This window comes from Flavobacterium sp. (genome assembly GCF_027484945.1).
GTDB lineage: Bacteria > Bacteroidota > Bacteroidia > Flavobacteriales > Flavobacteriaceae > Flavobacterium.
On the sequence record NZ_JAIXRZ010000039.1, the window covers coordinates 1 to 18,605 of the forward strand.

At 37.0% G+C, this 18,605-nt stretch carries 20 protein-coding genes; 8 read left to right on the forward strand and 12 right to left on the reverse strand.

Annotated features, from left to right (window positions below; genetic code table 11):
* Positions 1 to 39: 39 nt before the first annotated feature.
* From Q0039_RS05880 to Q0039_RS05895, 4 genes are all read right to left on the reverse strand, one after another.
* The gene (locus Q0039_RS05880) at positions 40 to 1,122 is read right to left on the reverse strand and encodes an endonuclease (protein ID WP_297510547.1); all 1,083 of its coding nucleotides are present in this window, start codon (positions 1,120 to 1,122) and stop codon (positions 40 to 42) included.
* A 9-nt stretch (positions 1,123 to 1,131) separates the two neighbouring features.
* Positions 1,132 to 2,343, reverse strand: a complete 1,212-nt coding sequence (locus Q0039_RS05885; protein WP_297510551.1) for a methyltransferase domain-containing protein — start codon at positions 2,341 to 2,343, stop codon at positions 1,132 to 1,134.
* Between the two features lie 123 nt (positions 2,344 to 2,466).
* Positions 2,467 to 4,464, reverse strand: a complete 1,998-nt coding sequence (locus Q0039_RS05890) for a KUP/HAK/KT family potassium transporter (protein WP_297510554.1) — start codon at positions 4,462 to 4,464, stop codon at positions 2,467 to 2,469.
* 93 nt (positions 4,465 to 4,557) lie between these two features.
* Positions 4,558 to 5,991: a hypothetical protein gene (locus Q0039_RS05895; protein ID WP_297510556.1), complete on the reverse strand. Its 1,434-nt coding sequence runs from the start codon at positions 5,989 to 5,991 to the stop codon at positions 4,558 to 4,560.
* A 113-nt stretch (positions 5,992 to 6,104) separates the two neighbouring features.
* On the opposite strand from Q0039_RS05895, the gene Q0039_RS05900 reads away from it, so the two are divergent.
* Entirely contained in the window at positions 6,105 to 7,157 is a 1,053-nt protein-coding gene (locus tag Q0039_RS05900) for an oxidoreductase (RefSeq protein WP_297510559.1), read from the forward strand.
* A gap of 62 nt (positions 7,158 to 7,219) precedes the next feature.
* On the opposite strand, the gene Q0039_RS05905 is transcribed toward Q0039_RS05900, so the two are convergent.
* The 5 genes from Q0039_RS05905 to Q0039_RS05925 are packed head-to-tail and all read right to left on the reverse strand — an operon-like array spanning position 7,220 to position 10,079.
* Entirely contained in the window at positions 7,220 to 7,708 is a 489-nt protein-coding gene (locus Q0039_RS05905; RefSeq protein ID WP_297510562.1) for a sensor of ECF-type sigma factor, read from the reverse strand.
* A 12-nt stretch (positions 7,709 to 7,720) separates the two neighbouring features.
* A complete protein-coding gene (locus Q0039_RS05910; RefSeq protein WP_297510565.1) occupies positions 7,721 to 8,131 on the reverse strand; it encodes a hypothetical protein in 411 nt (136 codons plus the stop codon).
* A gap of 31 nt (positions 8,132 to 8,162) precedes the next feature.
* Positions 8,163 to 8,705: a sigma-70 family RNA polymerase sigma factor gene (locus Q0039_RS05915; protein WP_297510568.1), complete on the reverse strand. Its 543-nt coding sequence runs from the start codon at positions 8,703 to 8,705 to the stop codon at positions 8,163 to 8,165.
* 43 nt (positions 8,706 to 8,748) lie between these two features.
* On the reverse strand, positions 8,749 to 9,843 hold the full coding sequence (locus Q0039_RS05920; protein WP_297510571.1) for a GyrI-like domain-containing protein: 1,095 nt from the start codon (positions 9,841 to 9,843) through the stop codon (positions 8,749 to 8,751).
* Positions 9,844 to 9,890: 47 nt separating this feature from the next.
* Complete coding sequence (locus Q0039_RS05925) at positions 9,891 to 10,079, reverse strand: hypothetical protein (protein WP_297510574.1); 189 nt, start codon at positions 10,077 to 10,079, stop codon at positions 9,891 to 9,893.
* Between the two features lie 76 nt (positions 10,080 to 10,155).
* On the opposite strand from Q0039_RS05925, the gene Q0039_RS05930 reads away from it, so the two are divergent.
* Together Q0039_RS05930 and Q0039_RS05935 are read left to right on the forward strand one after the other, a co-directional pair.
* Positions 10,156 to 10,542: a nucleoside triphosphate pyrophosphohydrolase family protein gene (locus Q0039_RS05930; protein ID WP_297510577.1), complete on the forward strand. Its 387-nt coding sequence runs from the start codon at positions 10,156 to 10,158 to the stop codon at positions 10,540 to 10,542.
* An 81-nt stretch (positions 10,543 to 10,623) separates the two neighbouring features.
* Positions 10,624 to 11,385: a hypothetical protein gene (locus Q0039_RS05935; RefSeq protein WP_297510580.1), complete on the forward strand. Its 762-nt coding sequence runs from the start codon at positions 10,624 to 10,626 to the stop codon at positions 11,383 to 11,385.
* A 61-nt stretch (positions 11,386 to 11,446) separates the two neighbouring features.
* Here the strand turns inward: Q0039_RS05935 and Q0039_RS05940 are convergent, their stop codons facing one another.
* Complete coding sequence (locus tag Q0039_RS05940; protein WP_297510583.1) at positions 11,447 to 11,980, reverse strand: hypothetical protein; 534 nt, start codon at positions 11,978 to 11,980, stop codon at positions 11,447 to 11,449.
* A 55-nt stretch (positions 11,981 to 12,035) separates the two neighbouring features.
* Positions 12,036 to 12,533, reverse strand: a complete 498-nt coding sequence (locus Q0039_RS05945) for a GNAT family N-acetyltransferase (RefSeq protein WP_297510585.1) — start codon at positions 12,531 to 12,533, stop codon at positions 12,036 to 12,038.
* A gap of 207 nt (positions 12,534 to 12,740) precedes the next feature.
* Between Q0039_RS05945 and menD the strand changes: the two genes are divergently transcribed.
* Both menD and Q0039_RS05955 read left to right on the forward strand, forming a co-directional pair.
* Entirely contained in the window at positions 12,741 to 14,399 is a 1,659-nt protein-coding gene (menD, locus tag Q0039_RS05950) for a 2-succinyl-5-enolpyruvyl-6-hydroxy-3-cyclohexene-1-carboxylic-acid synthase (protein WP_297510601.1), read from the forward strand.
* 18 nt (positions 14,400 to 14,417) lie between these two features.
* Complete coding sequence (locus tag Q0039_RS05955) at positions 14,418 to 15,245, forward strand: S1-like domain-containing RNA-binding protein (RefSeq protein ID WP_297510589.1); 828 nt, start codon at positions 14,418 to 14,420, stop codon at positions 15,243 to 15,245.
* A gap of 37 nt (positions 15,246 to 15,282) precedes the next feature.
* On the opposite strand, the gene Q0039_RS05960 is transcribed toward Q0039_RS05955, so the two are convergent.
* Positions 15,283 to 15,708 carry a PH domain-containing protein gene (locus Q0039_RS05960; protein WP_297510592.1) on the reverse strand — a complete coding sequence of 142 codons (426 nt, stop codon included), beginning with the start codon at positions 15,706 to 15,708 and terminating at the stop codon, positions 15,283 to 15,285.
* A gap of 320 nt (positions 15,709 to 16,028) precedes the next feature.
* On the opposite strand from Q0039_RS05960, the gene Q0039_RS05965 reads away from it, so the two are divergent.
* The 3 genes from Q0039_RS05965 to Q0039_RS05975 all read left to right on the forward strand — a co-directional run.
* On the forward strand, positions 16,029 to 16,859 hold the full coding sequence (locus Q0039_RS05965) for a 1,4-dihydroxy-2-naphthoyl-CoA synthase (protein WP_297510604.1): 831 nt from the start codon (positions 16,029 to 16,031) through the stop codon (positions 16,857 to 16,859).
* A 65-nt stretch (positions 16,860 to 16,924) separates the two neighbouring features.
* A complete protein-coding gene (locus Q0039_RS05970) occupies positions 16,925 to 17,443 on the forward strand; it encodes a PH domain-containing protein (RefSeq protein WP_297510595.1) in 519 nt (172 codons plus the stop codon).
* A partial coding sequence (locus Q0039_RS05975) for a PH domain-containing protein (protein ID WP_297510598.1) occupies positions 17,443 to 18,605 on the forward strand: 1,163 nt, incomplete at its 3' end. The genes Q0039_RS05970 and Q0039_RS05975, both read left to right, overlap by 1 nt.

The window sequence follows — 18,605 nt, forward strand, 5'->3', positions numbered from 1 at the left end:
CTCACTTTTTGGGGCATGTTTATGAGGTGGAGGCTTTTTTTATTTGAGGATTACTGTTTGGGTTACGTATTCGCTTCCAACTTCCATTTTGAAAAAATAGAAACCACTTGGAATGTCTTTTATTTCCAAGGTATTGTTGGAAAACGAAGGCTGTTCCAATCGCATAATTTCTTGTCCATTTACATTATACACTGCAATGCGATCAAGGGTGGTATTTGTTTGTACATATACCGAATGAGTTGTTGAAGGATTCGGAAATATACCTATATCGGTTGTATCAAAAAATTCATTGGACAAGAAAAGGTTGGGCCAACGGTTTTGCGCATTAGGTCCACCCCAAATTCGAGTAGCTAGATAAGGGTTGTCAATAAACGGATTCCGATTACCTTGTGCAAAGGTATTGTTGGTGTTATTCATGTAGGTATTTCGGTTATCTTCATATTGTGAAACCGGATCATCAGCATTCCATTGTAATAATAAATCAATCATATTGCTATCAGATGCCATTGGTGATCCCACAGCTACTGTAGTAGGTAAGCATTGGGCTCCATAATGGAGATACATATACATAAGAATTCGTGCAACATCACCTTTCCATTCATCTCCAGGATACCAACTGTTAGCACCTATACTGTAGGATACAGCTCCCGATCCCGAAGCATACAACCGATTTCCGCGATTTGCGTTTCGTTGGACATCACAAGCGCGTAACATGTGTGCATCGGCTCCAGGCCCTGATTGCCCTAAATCTGGCGTCCCCAAAGATTGCGCATAAATATGCTCCCGGTTCCAGTCGCCATTCGTTCCACTATTGGCATTTTTATCGCGCGTTCGATCGTTAGTAGCATCAGCATCTAATCCTGGTTCCCAACCATAAACTAGTAGTACATTGGCAGTATTTGTTGGATCTAAATCTACAATTTTAAGGGCATTCCAAACACCTGGCGTGTAGACAAGTTGATTGGTATGGGTATTGGTTATTTTTGTTGCTAAAGCATCTTTAAGGTTCATTCCGGTTAAGTTCCAATTGAATCCATTATAATAAGGGTTTGCAGGCGCACCATTTTGAGCCAACAATATTCCCGTTGTAAGATATATTAGAGTAATAAATAATTTATTCATAGGTTACATTTATTTTCGTTCGAGTAAGGCCATATAAAATCCATCAAAACCCGATTCATGCGCAAGAACTTTTACATCTTTTATAAATGCAAATGATTTTCCGATTTCTGTTGTTAAAAAGTGTTTTACTTGCTCTTGATTTTCAGAGGGTAAAATAGAGCAAGTGGCATAAACCAATTTCCCTCCTGGTTTAACCATTTTTGAATAATTCTCCAAAACTTCGGCCTGAACTTTTCGAATATTATCCAAAAATTCAGGTTGTAATTTCCATTTTGAATCCGGATTACGTTTTAATACCCCCAAGCCGCTACATGGGGCATCAATTAAAACTCGATCTGCTTTTTCGTGAAGTTTTTTTATGACTTTTGAAGAATCAATAACACGGTAATCAATATTGTGTGCACCATTTCTTCGCGCACGTAATTTGGATTCTTTTAATTTACTTTCATAGATGTCCAAAGCAATAATTTGTCCTTTATTTTCCATTAAAGAAGCCAAATGTAGTGTTTTGCCTCCCGCACCTGCACAAGCATCAACTACTTTCATGCCGGGTTTGACATCCAATAAAGGAGCAACTAATTGTGAGGAGCCATCTTGTACTTCAAACCAACCGTCTTTAAAAACATCGGTTAAAAAAACATTTGCCCGTTCTGGTAAAATCAATCCGTCAGGTAAATTAGGTATGGGTTCGGTAACGATGTTTAAATCCATTAAACGCGCACGTACTTTATCACGCGTAGTTTTCAGTGTATTTACACGAAGTACAACATCTGCTAAACGATTTTGCGCAGCAATTTCTTTGGTCCAAACTTCTTCACCTAATTCGAGTACGCCTATTTCATCCATCCAGTCGGGTATTGATTCACGGAGTTTTCGCACTTTCGATAATTCGTCAAATCGACCTTTAATTTTTCGTTGTGGAGTCGCTTCAAAATACTTCCAATCGGGCAGCGTATAACCGCGTAGTACGGCCCAAACGGCAAACATACGCCATAGTTTATCCCGATCAAAAGGGGCGCGGACTTCGGCGATTTCAGCGTATAATCGTTTCCAACGTACCAAATCATAGATCGTTTCGGCTACAAACTTTCGGTCATGGCTTCCCCAACGTTTGTCTTTTTTTAACGAACGCGCAACTACTTTATCTGCATATTCTTCTTCATTGAAAATGGCATGTAATGCATCAATTGTGGTAAAAACTAAATTGCGATGTAATCTCATTATAAAAAAAGTAAGCCTACAAATGTAGGGCATTTTTTCATTTCGTTGTAAAAGAAGTCTAAAATAGTGAAGGAGATAAACGGGGAGTAATAAAAAAGCAGTTCTAAGGAACTGCTTTTTTAATTAATGCTTGTCGTTTTCATAATTGTGTTGATCCAAGCGACGCATTTCAATTCGTTCAGGAGCATGAAGCACCATTGGAAATTGCTCTACTTTTACCGAGCTTGAATCTAAACCAAAACCTTTTTCTTCAGATAGTGAGAATTTTTTCAAAATGAAATACGTATTCATGACGATATTTTCAAAAAATGTAATATCACTATCATTGGATAAGAATTTTTCAGATAATACAAATTTAAAATCTCCTATAATATTGTTTTTATTCAGAGATTCATAGCGGCTTGTAATGTCTACTTCACCGTTTTGTACCATATCTTTAATTACTTCTTTAAACATTAAGTTGATTTTAGTGGCTTCTCGGAAACCTAAATAGAAGTCGATTCGGTATAAATCGTCCTTGATGATTTCGGTTACTTTGTATTCTTTGCGGTAGGGTTCATTCATGACATTAACATGGATAAACCAATACATGTCTGCACGTTTTGGACGCTTTTGGAGAATCGAGTACATAACCTTCTCTTCAATTTCGTCTACACGATTGGAATTGGTCATGTAAACCAAATGTGTAGCATATTTGGGTATGGATAAGTCCAAACTCAATTCGGCTAAAACCTTTTTATAATTGTCAATTTTAACAATTTTGGTGTAGTTTTTACTAATCTTTTTCGCCAAATACCATGTTGACATAATCCCCGTTAGTATAATTGCAATAAATAATGTAACAAAACCACCATCCATAAATTTTACGATATTGGCCGCTAGGAAACTAAATTCTATCGTTAAATAGACAAGGATTAATGGAGCTATAAAATACCATTTCACTCGTTTTAAAATCAAATAATAATTGAGCAATAGGGTCGTCATAATCATACACAAAATGATAGCCAAACCATAAGCGTGCTCCATATTACTGGATTCTTTGAAATACAAAACGATACCTACACATCCTAAAAATAATAACCAGTTGATTGAAGGAATGTACAATTGTCCTTTTTGATCGGTTGGAAATTTGATACGCACTTTTGGCCAGAAATTTAGACGCATCGCCTCATTTATCAAAGTGAATGAACCGCTAATTAAAGCTTGCGAAGCAATTACTGCTGCCAATGTTGCCACTACGATACCAATAGGTTGAAACCATTTGGCCATGATTAAATAAAAGGGATTCGGATTGGAACTTCCCAATTCCATCAATGTTAATCCTTCGTGCGCAAGTAAGTAGGCTCCTTGTCCAAAATAATTTAAAATCAATGTAATCTTAACAAACATCCAACTTACTCGTATATTTTTTCGTCCACAGTGTCCCATGTCGCTATACAACGCTTCAGCACCCGTAGTACAAAGAAAGACCGCGCCTAAAATGAAAAACCCTTGATTACTAACATCACTGGTTAATAAATGGTAAGCATAATAGGGGTTAAGTGCTTTGAAAACATTGAGGTTTTGTGTCATTTGAATTACACCTAACACCCCCAACATTGTAAACCAAATCAACATCATAGGAGCAAAAAATTTGCCCACTAGTTTTGAACCAAACTGTTGAATCGTAAATAATATAAATAAAATACTGATTACAATTGGAATCGTTGGAATGTCTGGATTAAAATTGCGCAAGCCTTCAACCGCAGATGAAACCGAAACAGGTGGTGTTATTATTCCATCAGCGAGGAGCGCACTACCACCTATAATCGCAGGAACAATAAGCCATTGAATTTTGGTGCGTTTTACTAGTGCATACAGCGCAAAAATTCCACCTTCCCCATGATTATCGGCTCCTAAGGTGAGGATAACATATTTTAATGTAGTTTGTAATGTTAGAGTCCAGAATATACAGGATAATCCCCCTAAAATTAAGTCTTTTGAAATCGGACTATCTCCGATAATGGCTTTCATTACATACAATGGGGAAGTACCGATATCACCGTAAATAATCCCCAGGGTTACCAATAATCCCGCGGCAGAAAGTTTGCCATGGAGATTTTGATGCGAATGCGAACTCATAAAAAAATATTAAAAAGTGTTCAAAGGTATTACTTTTCAATATTACAAAATAAAAAAGCACCGAATTATTTCGGTGCTTTTTTGAAATAGGACTTAGCGACGAACACGCACTCCACTTCCTTCTCTATTTGTAGGGGCGCTATTCATTGATCGTACACCACCAGTTGTTGATGAAGAATAATTAAATTGCCTTGTACCACTGTTAGTCGATGTTTCAATTCGTGGGGTAGGAGCGCTGTAATCTTGACGGCCGGGTCTTGGAGTAGAGGGAGTTGTATACTCGTTTCGAACAGGGCGAGGAGTATCTGATACGTTATAATCACTACGGGTTGGTCTTGGAGCTGATGGTGTAGTGGTTGTATAATCATTCCGAACCGGGCGCGGAGTATCTACTACGGTATAATCACTACGAGTTGGTCTTGGAGCTGATGGTGTAGTGGTTGTATAATCATTCCGAACCGGGCGAGGTGTATCTGCAACGGTATAATCACTACGGGTTGGTCTTGGAGCTGAGGGTGTAGTGGTTGTATAATCATTCCGAACTGGGCGAGGAGTTTGTGCAACTGTGTAATCGCTTCGTGTTGGGCGTGGAGAAGAATTGGTGCTTGAAACCTCATTTCGAACGGGACGAGGATTTGATGCAGAAGTCCAATTGCCACGCACATTACCTTCAGAGTTTGATTGTACGGATTGAATGCCAGCGCTATTATTTCCTTGTGGGTTTCGAACATCGCGCGTTCCTGCCAAAGCATCGCGTGTATTTGGATAGGCAATATTTCGGCTTGGTCGAGTTCGGTCTAATTCATACCGGTTTGCAATTCCTTGATTTCGATGTACAAATGATCGATTCGGATAGCGTTGTTCATAATAATTACCACGTCGGTTGTAGTAAAAGTTATAGGCAGAATAACAACGGCGATAACTTACATAATTGTAATAGTAATTGAAATTAATACACATGCCAATGTGGTGTCGGTATCTAAAAATTGGAAAAGGATTCCATGCATAGTAATACGATGGATAATAGCCCCAATACCAAGAAGAACAATAGGGTTGGTAATAGGGTGTCCAAAAGTTAGTGTAAATCAATGGTGTGCTTACATAAACGGGTTCATAAATATAATTAGGACCATACATATAAACATCGCCCACAACTTGAACTTGTGCTTTTTGGGAGCGCTGATCAACTTCTACTTCTACCGTAGCGACATCTTGGAACTGGTCTTTGCCTAACACCGCTTGTAAAACAATAATATGTTGATTGCCTTCGACCGACTCAACAACTCGTAAATAGTCAACTTGATTATCGTTATTTAAATCCAAATTTGAAATAGGCGTTTTAGAATCATTTAACCGACGTTCAAAATCATCTAAATTTTTTGCTTCCCCGAATAAAGAAGCAACTGCTCGTAAATCAAGATTATCACTGATTTCAGATTGGGTTGCATTAACCGTGGTTCGGTCTTGCGCCCAACTTAGTGCGATTGAGCCGCTCAAAAGTGTGCTAAAAAGTAATATCTTATTCATAAGTTTTTGTATTTATGATTTATTAGCTCAAAACCAAACACTGTGCCAAAAAATATTTTTTGAAGAAATGTGTTTTAGAAATTGGTTATTTTCGTATAAAAATCAAAAGCTTTATGCGGTTATCTTTTTTGTTAATTTCTAGTATTCTATTGTTTGTTTCATGCAATTCACTTCAAAAAGCTTCATTGCAACCTCCAATTCAGTCCATTCGAAAAGAAATTTTATTTAAGGATTCCATTAGTATACGCGCTTTAGAAGTAAGTGCCGAAAAAATATGGTTTGCTGGTAGTTCAAGTACCGTTGGAGTAGTCGATATGAAAAGCAAAGCGGCCCAAACGCTTCAATTAAAAACAGAGCTACCTGTTGAATTTCGCTCTCTAGCGCGAAATAACCAACATTTATTTGCCTTGAGTATTGGTAATCCAGCACAACTGTATCGGTTTTCGCCACAGTTGGAAAATAACATTCAAGTGTATAAGGAAACCCATGAAAAAGTATTTTATGATGCACTTTCGTTCATAGATTCCCATCATGGAATAGCCATAGGAGACCCCACAGACGAATCATTAGCCATTTTATTGACGCAAGACGGTGGAGCGACTTGGGAGCGGATTCCTGAAAAGAATGCGCCAAAACTTGTTTCAGGTGAAGCGGCATTTGCTGCAAGTAATACGAATATAGTTGTCCAAGGGCAAACGATTTGGGTAATCACTGGTGGAAAAAAATCACGCTTATGGAAGTCAATTGATTTCGGGCAACATTGGAATGTAACTGAGTTGCCAATTATTCAAGGAGAAGCGATGACGGGGGCATTTACGGCGGCTTTTTATGATGAAAATACTGGAGTAATAGCGGGGGGCGATTATGCAAATCCGATGAAAAGCGAAGGGAATATTATACTTACTCAAAATGCCGGTAAGCATTGGGAACGAAGGGTTGGACATAATAGTCCAACGTATATTTCATGTATACAGTTTGTTCCGGGTAGTAAAGGTAGGGAGCTAATTACCGTTGGTGCTGGAGGGATGTTTTATTCTAACGACCAAGGGCAACATTGGCAAATTTTGGACTCCGATTCAAAATTATACACCATTCGATTTATCGATTCAGAAACACTAATCGCAGCGGGTAAAAATAAAATAGTAGCTTATAAATTACTGCGTTAATAAAAAAAGGCAACTTGTGCATCACAAGTTGCCTTTACTACTAGAGTGGCAAAAGCACTTTATTATTTTCTTCCACGACGTTCGCGCAAGCGTTCAATTAATTTACGATTAAATGCTTCTTCTGCGCGTTTTAGTTTTAAAATTTTTACAGAAGGCAATACATTTTTGATATCAGCTAGGAATTTTTTACGAAGTTTATGGAGCTCATCTTCCGTATTTTCCATTTGACTTAATGCATTTTGCGCCTCTTTTTCAGTAAGTCGATCCAACGCATCACTATCGTTTCGATCCATGAATGCATTTACTTTTTGTTTGCGAATTTCCGCTTGTTTTTCGTCATAGGCATTGTAAATGGGCCAAAACTTAGCAGCTTCATCAGGTGATAAATTTAGCTCTTGCGTGATAAAGGCAATTTTTTGTGATTTGACTTGTTCCTTTTTTTCTTTGATACGTTCTCTCATTCGCCCAGGCGGTTGGGCTATTGTACTTAAGGTACAAGCTAGCGTCATTAGAAGTATAACGAATTGCGATTTGTTTACGATTGTTTTCATACGTTTTTTAGTTTATTGTAATATATAATTTTCGAAATCACTGTTTTCAAGTAAAACCTCCTCAATAACTTTTGCTTCATTTTGCGATTGATAAAGGTTTTCAAAATCGTGTTTATTGAAGTAATCAATGTAGGCTTCATCTGTTAAATCGACATGCTCAGTAACATAATTTTCTACTGCCAACCAATGGGCTTCATCGTATTCTTTTGGTCTTGAATTCCAAAACAAGCTAACACTTAAGCCAAAAACCACAACTGCAGCTGAAGCAAGTAGTGTTTTTTTATTGCGTTCCCAAAGTGATAACCTTTTGGGCTGGGCTTTCATTTGGCTCAAAATTTCTGCAGCCGATTTTTCAAAGTAACCCTCAGGAGTGGTAAAACCAGCACTTATTTTCGGTTGTTTATCAAATTCAAATGGTTTCATATCCTATTGGACGCTAGTTCTTTTAAATGGTTTAATTGTGAGTAATATATTCTTCAATTTTTTTTACAGCATGATGGTAAGAAGCTTTTAATGCCCCAACCGAAGTGCCAAGAATCTGTGAGATTTCCTCATATTTCAGTTCTTGGAAATATTTCATTTTAAAAACCAATTGTTGTTTTTCGGGAAGTTTTGCAATAGCTTGTTGGAGTTGCAATTGAAATACGTCGCCTTCAAAATAAGGATCACTTTCCAATTTCGCTACCGCTTTTTCTTGATATTCGAGCGGGGTGAAACCGTTGCGTTTTGCTTTTTGTTTGATATACGTAAGGGCTTCATTAGTAGCAATGCGGTACATCCAGGAATACAATTTACTTTCTCCTTTAAAATCCTTGAGGTATTGAACCACTTTGATAAACGTATTTTGTAAGACATCATCGGCATCATCATGATTCAAAACTAGGCTTCGGATATGATGATACAATGGTTTTTGATAGCGATGCACTAATTCGCTAAATGCTTTTTGCTGTGTTTGTGGGTTTAGCAATTCATTTACGAATGCTTTTTCATCTTCCAAATCAGAGTGTTTTTCAAATTTGACTCCTATTTATCCAAAAGGTTTAATTTTCTTCTGGAATGGACTGATTAGTGGTTTGTGTAGCCGTAGAATCTTTAACTACGGGGCGTTCACGTTGAAGTGTAAGAGGTTGTACGGGGATATAAACATCGGTTTCCCATTGCGAAGGATGGGGTGTTTCTGCCATACTTTTTCGATATACTTCAGTGATATTGAGATGGGTAATGCGCAACCATTTTTTAGCATAAATGAAATTAAATCCTTTTTGCCAAGCTTTTTGGGTGTGGGAATAATCTCCTTTGAGTGTAACTTTAAGCGCCTTGTGTGGTGGGTAAACTAAAAATGTGATATCGCTTCCTTCCATAATATGAATACTATCCCTTACAGGCATACATACCGATAAGGCAACTTCATGTTGTACACGATCAAATTGGTGATATACAATAAAAGGTTTTCCCGAAGCAGCAATTTTGTTTCGTTTAAAAAACAATTGCATGCGTGGAAGTAAAGATTTAATGGTTCGTGTTACTTCTTTTTCAGAACAACGTGCATATTGTTTGAGGCACATGATACGGGGTCGATTAACCGCTTCGCCAACGTTTATTGAAAATGTATTTATTTCTTTATCAAGTGTTTTACTTAAATTAGTTAAAGTACGTTCGTAAAGAGCTGCCATTGTAGATTGTACGCCTCCCTTAAAAAAAGCCGCCGCTTTTGATTTGAAATCTAATTTTCCTTGAATACGATAGGTAACCTTTGTTCCCCCTAAAGTATCTTTAAACTGCCAATGAAAAATGGTTGTATTACCCGCCTCTTCCATGACTTGATAAAGCGTAGTTTGTGTTTTGTAGCCAATAGTTTTTAGTGATCCGTTACGATCGCCCGACCAATGCACTTCAGCGCCTTTACCGGAAGCATTTCCGGGATAGTCGAAATTTGTGCCGTTTTGTTCCAAAATCCAAGCCGCAAAAGTTTCCCAATTACGATAATTATCGACATAATCAAAAACAACACTCCGCGGATTCTTGATAACTAAACTACGGGTTACACTGTAATTAGGCTTTTGCGTAGCAATAAAAACCGAAGTGCCCAAAGCAAATAATCCGAGAAGCAGCACTAGGTAGCGAAAAATCTTCATAACGAGAGGAGCTTATGATGTAAATTTATAAAATTCCCCTAAGTTTTTTAATGTTTTGTAATAATTTTTACAGCAAATAAAAACAGCACAAAACCGATAAATGCCAATAAAATTTTATAATTACCTTTATAAAAGCGTTCATGCAACGCTTTATCTTTTCGATAAGCAATAACCATTGCAGTCACAAACAGTACTACAAAAAAAACGGCAAAAATAAGTTGGCCCTTAGTAAACATGGATTATTAATTTTTTTTAACAAAGGTAGCTAAACGATACGATTCTTTGTATTTTAGTTTTTTAATTTAATCAATTATGCAGAAACAAATCAACGCAGTTAAAGAATTTCACACCGCTTTTGGCTTAGGTATTCATACAGTTCCCACAGCCGATTTAGGAGAACAAAAAAAGCTTTTGCGCTACAATTTAATGAAGGAAGAAAATGAAGAATATTGGGAAGCAGTTCAAAATAACGATATTATTGAAATTGCTGATGCTTTAGGCGATATGCTGTATATTTTGTGCGGCACTATTATAGAACATGGTTTGCAACATAAAATTGAAGCGGTTTTTGATGAAATTCAACAAAGCAATATGAGTAAACTGGGCGAAGATGGTCAACCGATTTATCGTGAGGATGGAAAAGTAATGAAAGGGCCTCACTATTTTAAACCCAATTTCGAAAAGTTATTCAGCGAGTAATCCCTAGTAACAGCACCAATCTAATTCAGGATTGGTTTTCAATTTGATTTTGAAAACAGTAAGGCATTTTTTTATTTTTTTATGCAAAAAACGCTAATCATATTGGTTTTTATAGTGTTGGGAGTTGGTTGTAAACACCCATCAGACAAGTCCGAAATACCTTTAAAAAAGATACTGTTCAAAGCGGTTCATGAATCGGGTGATTGGATTGAATCCCGACATGAATTGACTATTTTTAGCGATAGTACTTTTGTGTATAATTCAAAAGAGAAGGATCATGGTCATTCCAAATACGAGAAGTTTCAGGGTGTTGTTAGAATTCAAAATGATACCCTATATTTTAGTCGTAAGGATATGAATGGAGCGGGAGATCAAGCAGTTTTTAAAAATGATATGCTCGAATTTTTTGATGAAGCCAAAATGTTTCGACTCGCAGTTACACAAAACCATACGTCGTTAAAATCTGCCCTAGATTTGAGTGCCCATAGCGATTATGCGCTATTTTCATATTATCCCTCCAAAAAAAACGATTACAATAAGCCGTATGATTTAAGTCAAGCCGAATTTGATGTGGTTCGTTCGCTAATTGCATGTGTTTTTGAAGAAAATAAAGACCTTCGAAATCCAGAAGCTGAATTTATAAAGCAGCTGATTCCTTACCGTAATCGAAAAGGTGCTATCGAGGTACGCGTGTATCTCCACAGTAAAAATAAATTAGATCCAAAAGGATTTAAGTACCATCCCATTATTGGAAATAATGCTTCGATTTGCAGTTTCTCTTTTGTTGTTTTTTTAACCACAAACTATTATGCCGATTTATCAGCTTCAACGGCTTGTAAATAAGAGGGTTAAAACAATAGATTTCTGTTGTAGGGTAGATGTTAACTCGTAATACGCCGTAAATCTATTTTCTTGAATTCAAAAAAATGATTGCTTTTTCCATAGTTTCTTGGTCCCAAATAATGTTTTCAATAAAGTGCGTGTAGCCCTCTTGGGTATATATAGTAATCGAATCAAAGTCAACTTCATAATTTGAAATTGTTCCATAGGGAATCGTATTTGAAAATTTTTCTCCCATAATTAATAATCCATCATTTTCCCATCGCAAAAGGCGTGCGGGTGGTGGTTCAATCGCTGCAATAATGGCAACCATTACAAAAAATAATGTGATTGCTTCAAGGTGATACGTGTTTTCAAAAAAAAGCGTTCCAAGGGCAGTAAAGCAGCATAATGCGATACCCCCAACAAAACTTAGAGAGAAAAAGCGATACTGGGTTTGGCGTTTTAGGATAAATTCGTTTGATTGCTCTTCTGCTTTAAAATAAATCGGTAGTAGTAAAGCACCTACACCGTAAACGAATGTGATTCCATAGCTTAGTGTAAAACAGGTTGCGGATTGAACATAAAATCCACAAAAGAGTACTGTACTCTGTATCAAAAAACAACAGATTTTATAGTAGAAGGGGATTGAATAATTCATAGTTTGAGAGGGATTACTTTAAAATTCGTTGCATAAAAACACTATGCAGCCAGCGGTCAAATTTAAATCCAGTTTCATGTAAAACACCTTTAATTTCAAATCCCATTCGTTCATGAAAGGCAATACTATCTATGTTCTCTGCATCGACAACACCAATTAATGTATGCAGTCCTTGCTTTTTTGCCGTTTCTATTAATTGCAGGAGTAAACGATTTCCGATGCCTTTTCTTTGCCAATTCGGATGCGCATAAACCGAATGCTCAGCTGTAAATTTATAGGCCTCCCGAAATCGAAATTCACTGTAATAACCAAATCCTACCACATCGTTATCCATAACGGCAACATAAATTGGAAATCCTTTCTTCAATTTTTCGTCAAAAATCAGCTCTTGTTGCGCTAAAGAGCGGGGAGCGTAATCATATAGTGCAGTAGTATGAAGAATGTTATAATTGACGATCGCTAAAATCGCAGGTGCATCGTCACGACTATAAGGGCGAATTGTAATTTGCATTTTCAAAAATACAAATAAACTTGGAACCCAATACGTATTGATATATGCGAATGGAATCTGGATTTATTTCCCCAGTAAATGAATGATGAGATATGTGTTAAAAAGCATCCATTCAATAAGGTTTGCCATGTGGCGAAAGTAATTTTAGTTATAAAACATTTTTCATTCGCTAAGGCTTCGTACATTTGTATTCCATTAGAATTTCACATGGTTTACCCAAAAATTCCTTTGGCTCAGTCGATTATAGAAATTTTCCGACGCAAAGGCATTCAGCATATTGTTATTTCTCCGGGTTCACGCAATGCGCCATTAACGATTGGTTTTGCGCAACATCCTGATTTTAAGTGCTACAGTATCGCCGATGAGCGTTCGGCGGCTTTTTTTGCGTTGGGATTGGCTCAACAACTTTGCAAACCTGTTGCGGTTGTGTGCACCTCTGGTTCGGCGGTATTAAATTATTATCCTGCCGTAGCAGAAGCTTTTTACAGTCAGATTCCCTTAGTTGTTGTTTCGGCAGATCGCCCTTCATCCAAAATTGATATTGGGGATGGTCAAACCATTCGTCAAGAGGGTGTTTTGGCCTTGCATACGGTTTTTAATGCGAATCTTACAGAAGTTGCTTCCGATGAAAACGATCGGTTGATTAATGAAGCAATCAATTGTGCTGTTGATCAAAAAGGCCCGGTTCACATTAACGCACCTTTTGAAGAGCCCTTGTATGAAACGTTAGCTGAACTTACTGTTGCTGTACAAGTTGCATCAACCGCGGTTACCGATTTTTTTGTTCCTGAATCGTTAGCTGAATTCGGATCTATTTGGAATCATTCTCAAAAAAAGTTGATTCTTGTAGGGGTGAATATGCCCAATAGTTTGGATCAAGAAATAGTCAATCAGTTGGCAAAGGATCCATCGGTAGTTGTAATGATAGAGACAACTTCCAATTTGCATCATCCAGCTATAATAGATACCATCGATACCCTAATTACACCCTTCACCGAGGAAGAAAACAGGGCTTTTCAGCCAGATATTTTAATTACATTTGGAGGAATGGTGGTTTCCAAACGAATCAAAGCATTTTTACGCAAGTATCCACCCCAACACCATTGGCATATTGATTCGTTGCGTGCCTATGATACGTTTGGTTGTTTGTCCCATCATTTTAAAGTGAGTCCCAATACTTGGTTTCCTGCATTTTTTCAATGCACCCAAACAGTTACCAGTAATTACCGTGATTATGTTTTAGCGATAAGAGCAAATCGTCGCGAAAAGACCGCTACCTATTTAGCATCTATTCCCTTTTGCGATTTTAAAGTATTTGAACAAGTTTTACCCGCTTTACCCCGCTATTCTCAATTACAAATTAGCAATAGTTCTGCTATTCGGTATGCGCAATTGTTTTCTATTGATTCAACAATTGAAGTGTTTTGCAATCGAGGGACAAGTGGGATCGATGGGAGTACTTCTACAGCTATAGGCGCAGCTGTTGGAAGTAATAAGCAGACGACCTTAATTACGGGTGATATTAGTTTTTTATACGATAGTAATGCGCTTTGGAATGCCTATATCCCTCAAAATTTTACAATTATCCTTTTGAATAACGGTGGAGGTGGGATTTTTAGAATTTTGCCTGGGCACCAAGAAACTCCAATCTTTACGACCTTTTTTGAAACCGCGCATTGTTTTACCGCTCAGCATTTAGCCGCAATGTATGGATTTGAATATTTTACGGCCTCAACACAATCTACATTAGCCGATGCCCTTTCGGAAATTTTCAAAAATGCCCAACGCCCTAGATTATTAGAGATATTTACCCCAACACTTGAAAATGATCGTCATTTACTTACCTTTTTTAAATCATTGGTTTAAAATACAAAACCTCACCTTATGCACATCGGAAAGACCAACACATTGACTATAGCTCGTGAAACTTCAGTAGGCTTATTTTTAACCGACGGAATTACCGACATTTTATTACCCCAAAAGTACATGCCTAAGATTTATGAAATTGGTGAGGAGCTTGAAGTTTTTGTTTATTTAGATCATGAAGAACGATTGGTCGCTACCACATTACGTCCATTTGTGCAAGTAAACGAATTTGCACATTTGAAAGTAAACTACATGAATTCGTTTGGAGCTTTTTTAGATTGGGGATTGGAAAAAGATCTATTTGTACCGTTTCGTGAACAAGCGCAACGAATGGAAACAGGGAAACGGTATTTGGTATATGTGTTTTTAGATGCGCAAACCAATCGATTAGTAGCTTCCAGTCGGATTCATCGCTTTATTCAAAATGAAAATGTCAATCTTGAAGTAGGGCAGGAAGTACAGGTAATGATTACTCATTTTTCTGATGCAGGGGTTAACGTTATTATTGAAAACAAATACAGCGGATTGGTATTTCAAAATCAAGTATTTGATGAAACCTTAAAATTTGGAAAAATCTACACCGCTTATGTCAAACAGGTCCGTCCCGACGGCAAAGTAGATTTATCATTTCAAAAACAAGGTTTGGAACAAATTGATGTTGCTGTCCAAAAAATTCTAACGGAACTCAACGCAAACCGAGGTTTTTTGGGGTTGCATGACAATTCGCATCCCGAAGACATTAAAACCGCACTTAAAATGAGTAAAAAAACCTTTAAAAAAGCGGTTGGACAACTCTATAAAGATCGTCGAATAGAAATTAGAGAAAACGGAATTTATTTGAAGTGAAATAGCAAATAGGACCTTTTAAAAGCCTATTTTTCAATTAGAGGATGACAATCTCGGGGTTTATTTTTTTTAATTCGTGGATAAATTCATCAGGATTTTTTGGAGATATAAAAATATCATCATATTGGTTGTAGGTTATTATATACCCATTAACATCTAAAGCAGGTTTTAGCGTTACAGGAACAAATAAACCGGAATGTTTACGAATGGATTTAATTTTTCCAATAGCAATTCGACCACGGATAGGACCGGAACGGTAAAACAAAAAGTTGTTGCGCAATACATAACGGGTATCGAGTAGAACCCATAGGATAAAAACACTAACCAATCCAATTACCCAACCGGCAAAAGGGCTTAATTCATTTGAACGATAAGCATTATAAACAAGGCCAGCCATCACCAATACCAATCCCCATAATAGTAAAATGGTAAAGCGATTTTGGGTCGAAAAAAAACGTTTCATTTTTAAATTTTTAGTAGGTTTTGCATTGATAATTAAAGGGCTTCACTGCGTAAAAGTACAGAATAATTTTATAATCTCAAATAGCGAGACTACTTTTAATCAATTACTTGGGGAAAGGGATTATTTTTTTAATCGAAATGAATTGATTGGAGTCTATCGGTTAATTCTGGTGTTTAAAAAGGAATCCTGTAGTTAATAAAGTGGGATTTTGTGAAAAAATTAAATTCGTATAGCATTGAAAATTGAATTATTTTTACACTAAAATTGTATAAGTACATCACCTTAAACCATAATGTTATAAAGTTCTAATAATGAGTGAGATCCACTGGAATACCGTACGTGAATTTGAAGACATCACCTATAAGAAATGCAATGGTGTTGCTCGTATCGCATTTAATCGACCCGAAGTTCGCAATGCTTTTCGTCCAAAAACGACGGCTGAGCTATTGGAAGCTTTTCATGATGCCCAAGAAGATACTTCGATAGGTGTTGTTTTGCTTTCTGCTGAGGGTCCGTCTTCAAAGGATGGCGTATGGTCGTTTTGTTCGGGAGGCGATCAAAAAGCGCGCGGACATCAAGGCTACGTGGGTGATGACGGTTACCATCGGTTGAATATTTTAGATGTGCAACGACTCATCCGATTTATGCCCAAAGTGGTTATTGCCGTGGTGCCTGGTTGGGCAGTAGGAGGAGGGCATAGTTTGCACGTTGTATGTGATCTAACTTTGGCGAGTAAGGAGCATGCAATTTTTAAGCAGACTGATGCCGATGTTACCAGTTTTGACGGGGGTTACGGTTCCGCATATTTAGCAAAAATGGTAGGACAAAAAAAAGCGCGTGAGATCTTTTTCTTGGGTCGTAATTATTCAGCTCAAGAGGCTTTTGAAATGGGAATGGTCAATGAAGTTATACCTCATGATGCTTTGGAGTCTACTGCATATCAATGGGCGCAAGAAATTTTAGCCAAGTCACCTACATCAATTAAAATGCTAAAGTTTGCTATGAATTTGACCGATGACGGCATGGTAGGGCAGCAGGTTTTTGCCGGCGAAGCCACACGTTTGGCCTATATGACCGATGAAGCAAAAGAAGGGCGCGATGCATTTTTGGAAAAACGGAAGCCCAATTTTGATAAAAAATGGTTGCCGTAAACACAACTTGTAATCAATAGCTAATTCTAATGGCTAATGCATTAGTCTAAATTAATCCAACATTTATGGAAGGTTTTACAAATAATGAACTTAATGTTTCAGAATTACCAAAATTTGAAACGGCTGTATTGCAACGATTACATCAAAAATATTTAAAGGTAATTGTTTTAAATTCAGGTATATTTTTATTTGTCGAAATTTTGATTTTACTGATTTTGACTTTAAAGTTGGACAAAATTGCATTTAGTCAAATTGTATACATATGGCTTGCAGGTGCACTAATCGGATTTTTAATAGTTGCCTTTTTGGTGTTGGGTTTTCGTAAAAAAGGATATGCTTTTCGGGAACACGATTTAATTTTTCAATATGGGGTCATTGCGACTAATACTAAAATTATCCCCTATAATCGTATCCAACATGTAGCTTTGCACGAAGGATTAATTGCCCGGTATTTGGGTTTGGCCCAAGTCGAAATTTACACAGCGGGTGTTCACAGTGGTGATATTAAAATTCCTGGACTGCTGAAAGATGATGCTGAGCGTATTAAGCAGTTGTTAATGGGTAAAATTCAAAAGGAATTGTAATGGCGGCTAATTTTTACGAACCCCAACGCCAGTCTAAAATAGGGGTTTTGGTCCTTTTTCTGGAAACGCTTCAAAAAATCATTCGCGGTTTTGCACCCTTGATTTTGGTAGTGGTTTTAAATGGTGGGAAAGTGAGTGCTTTTTTATTGTTTATGGCGGCAGTAGGAACGTTGCTAATCGTTAGCTGTATTGCCTATTTGCGCTATCTTAATTTTACCTTTCATATCGATGCAACTACCAATGAATTTATAGTTTATGATGGTGTATTATCAAAGACTAAAACTGTAATTCAATTGCAAAAAATTCAGCAAGTAACGGTTACCCAAAATCTTATACAACGTATAATTAAAGTACATGGGTTAAAAGTAGACACTGCAGGTTCGGATAAACATGAGACCGAAATTAAAGCGATTTCTCATGATTTGGCACTAGCGTTAAAGTCCCGACTTTTAGAAACACAAATACCTACCGACAATTTGATAACCAATTATGAAGCTGAAAGCCCTAGCAAAACATCGGTTCCCTTTTTAAAAATTAATCTTATCAGTTTGTTCAAAATAGGAATTACCTCCAACTATATTAAAAGTGTCGGGTTGATTTTAACTTTTTTCTTTTCAGTTTGGGGTAAATTACATGAAATAGGAAGGGAGCAATGGCTCGAAGATAAAATAGTCGAACAAGATTGGATGATTAATTCGGTACTGTATAGTTTTCTTTTTGGTTTTCTAGTCCTCTTTTCCGTGGTATTTTTGATTAATTTAGTTCGAACAGTGGTGCGGTTTTTTAATTATACGATGACTATTCAAAAAGGTACTTTGCTAATTTCGTATGGATTGATTACTACCAAAAACACTTTAGTGCGACCCTCTCGTGTGCAGTTTCTTACGTTGTCTCAAAATTTTTTTCAAAAAAAATTAGACGTACTCGAATTAAAAATTAAGCAAGCTGCTACCGATGCTAAGCAAGATCGAAAGGATCGAATTGAGGTTCCTGGGTGTAATCAAAAAGAAAAGCAAGCCATTTTACAGTTAATTTATGGAAAACAGCCTCAACAGGGTAACATGTTAAAATCCAATTGGCGGCGTTTTGTTTTTGCGGTATTTTTAACGGTTATTGTTCCATTTGTAATTATTTTACCGATTATTTCTTTAAATCCAACGGC

Excerpts from the sequence above, each read along its gene's own strand:
- Q0039_RS05880 (WP_297510547.1), bottom strand. The coding sequence starts at position 1,122 with ATGAATAAATTATTTATTACTCTAATATATCTTACAACGGGAATATTG.
- Q0039_RS05885 (WP_297510551.1), bottom strand. The coding sequence starts at position 2,343 with ATGAGATTACATCGCAATTTAGTTTTTACCACAATTGATGCATTACAT.
- Q0039_RS05890 (WP_297510554.1), bottom strand. The coding sequence starts at position 4,464 with ATGAGTTCGCATTCGCATCAAAATCTCCATGGCAAACTTTCTGCCGCG.
- Q0039_RS05895 (WP_297510556.1), bottom strand. The coding sequence starts at position 5,991 with ATGAATAAGATATTACTTTTTAGCACACTTTTGAGCGGCTCAATCGCA.
- Q0039_RS05900 (WP_297510559.1), top strand. The coding sequence starts at position 6,105 with ATGCGGTTATCTTTTTTGTTAATTTCTAGTATTCTATTGTTTGTTTCA.
- Q0039_RS05905 (WP_297510562.1), bottom strand. The coding sequence starts at position 7,708 with ATGAAAACAATCGTAAACAAATCGCAATTCGTTATACTTCTAATGACG.
- Q0039_RS05910 (WP_297510565.1), bottom strand. The coding sequence starts at position 8,131 with ATGAAACCATTTGAATTTGATAAACAACCGAAAATAAGTGCTGGTTTT.
- Q0039_RS05920 (WP_297510571.1), bottom strand. The coding sequence starts at position 9,843 with ATGAAGATTTTTCGCTACCTAGTGCTGCTTCTCGGATTATTTGCTTTG.
- Q0039_RS05925 (WP_297510574.1), bottom strand. The coding sequence starts at position 10,079 with ATGTTTACTAAGGGCCAACTTATTTTTGCCGTTTTTTTTGTAGTACTG.
- Q0039_RS05930 (WP_297510577.1), top strand. The coding sequence starts at position 10,156 with ATGCAGAAACAAATCAACGCAGTTAAAGAATTTCACACCGCTTTTGGC.
- Q0039_RS05935 (WP_297510580.1), top strand. The coding sequence starts at position 10,624 with ATGCAAAAAACGCTAATCATATTGGTTTTTATAGTGTTGGGAGTTGGT.
- Q0039_RS05945 (WP_297510585.1), bottom strand. The coding sequence starts at position 12,533 with ATGCAAATTACAATTCGCCCTTATAGTCGTGACGATGCACCTGCGATT.
- menD (WP_297510601.1), top strand. The coding sequence starts at position 12,741 with ATGGTTTACCCAAAAATTCCTTTGGCTCAGTCGATTATAGAAATTTTC.
- Q0039_RS05955 (WP_297510589.1), top strand. The coding sequence starts at position 14,418 with ATGCACATCGGAAAGACCAACACATTGACTATAGCTCGTGAAACTTCA.
- Q0039_RS05960 (WP_297510592.1), bottom strand. The coding sequence starts at position 15,708 with ATGAAACGTTTTTTTTCGACCCAAAATCGCTTTACCATTTTACTATTA.
- Q0039_RS05970 (WP_297510595.1), top strand. The coding sequence starts at position 16,925 with ATGGAAGGTTTTACAAATAATGAACTTAATGTTTCAGAATTACCAAAA.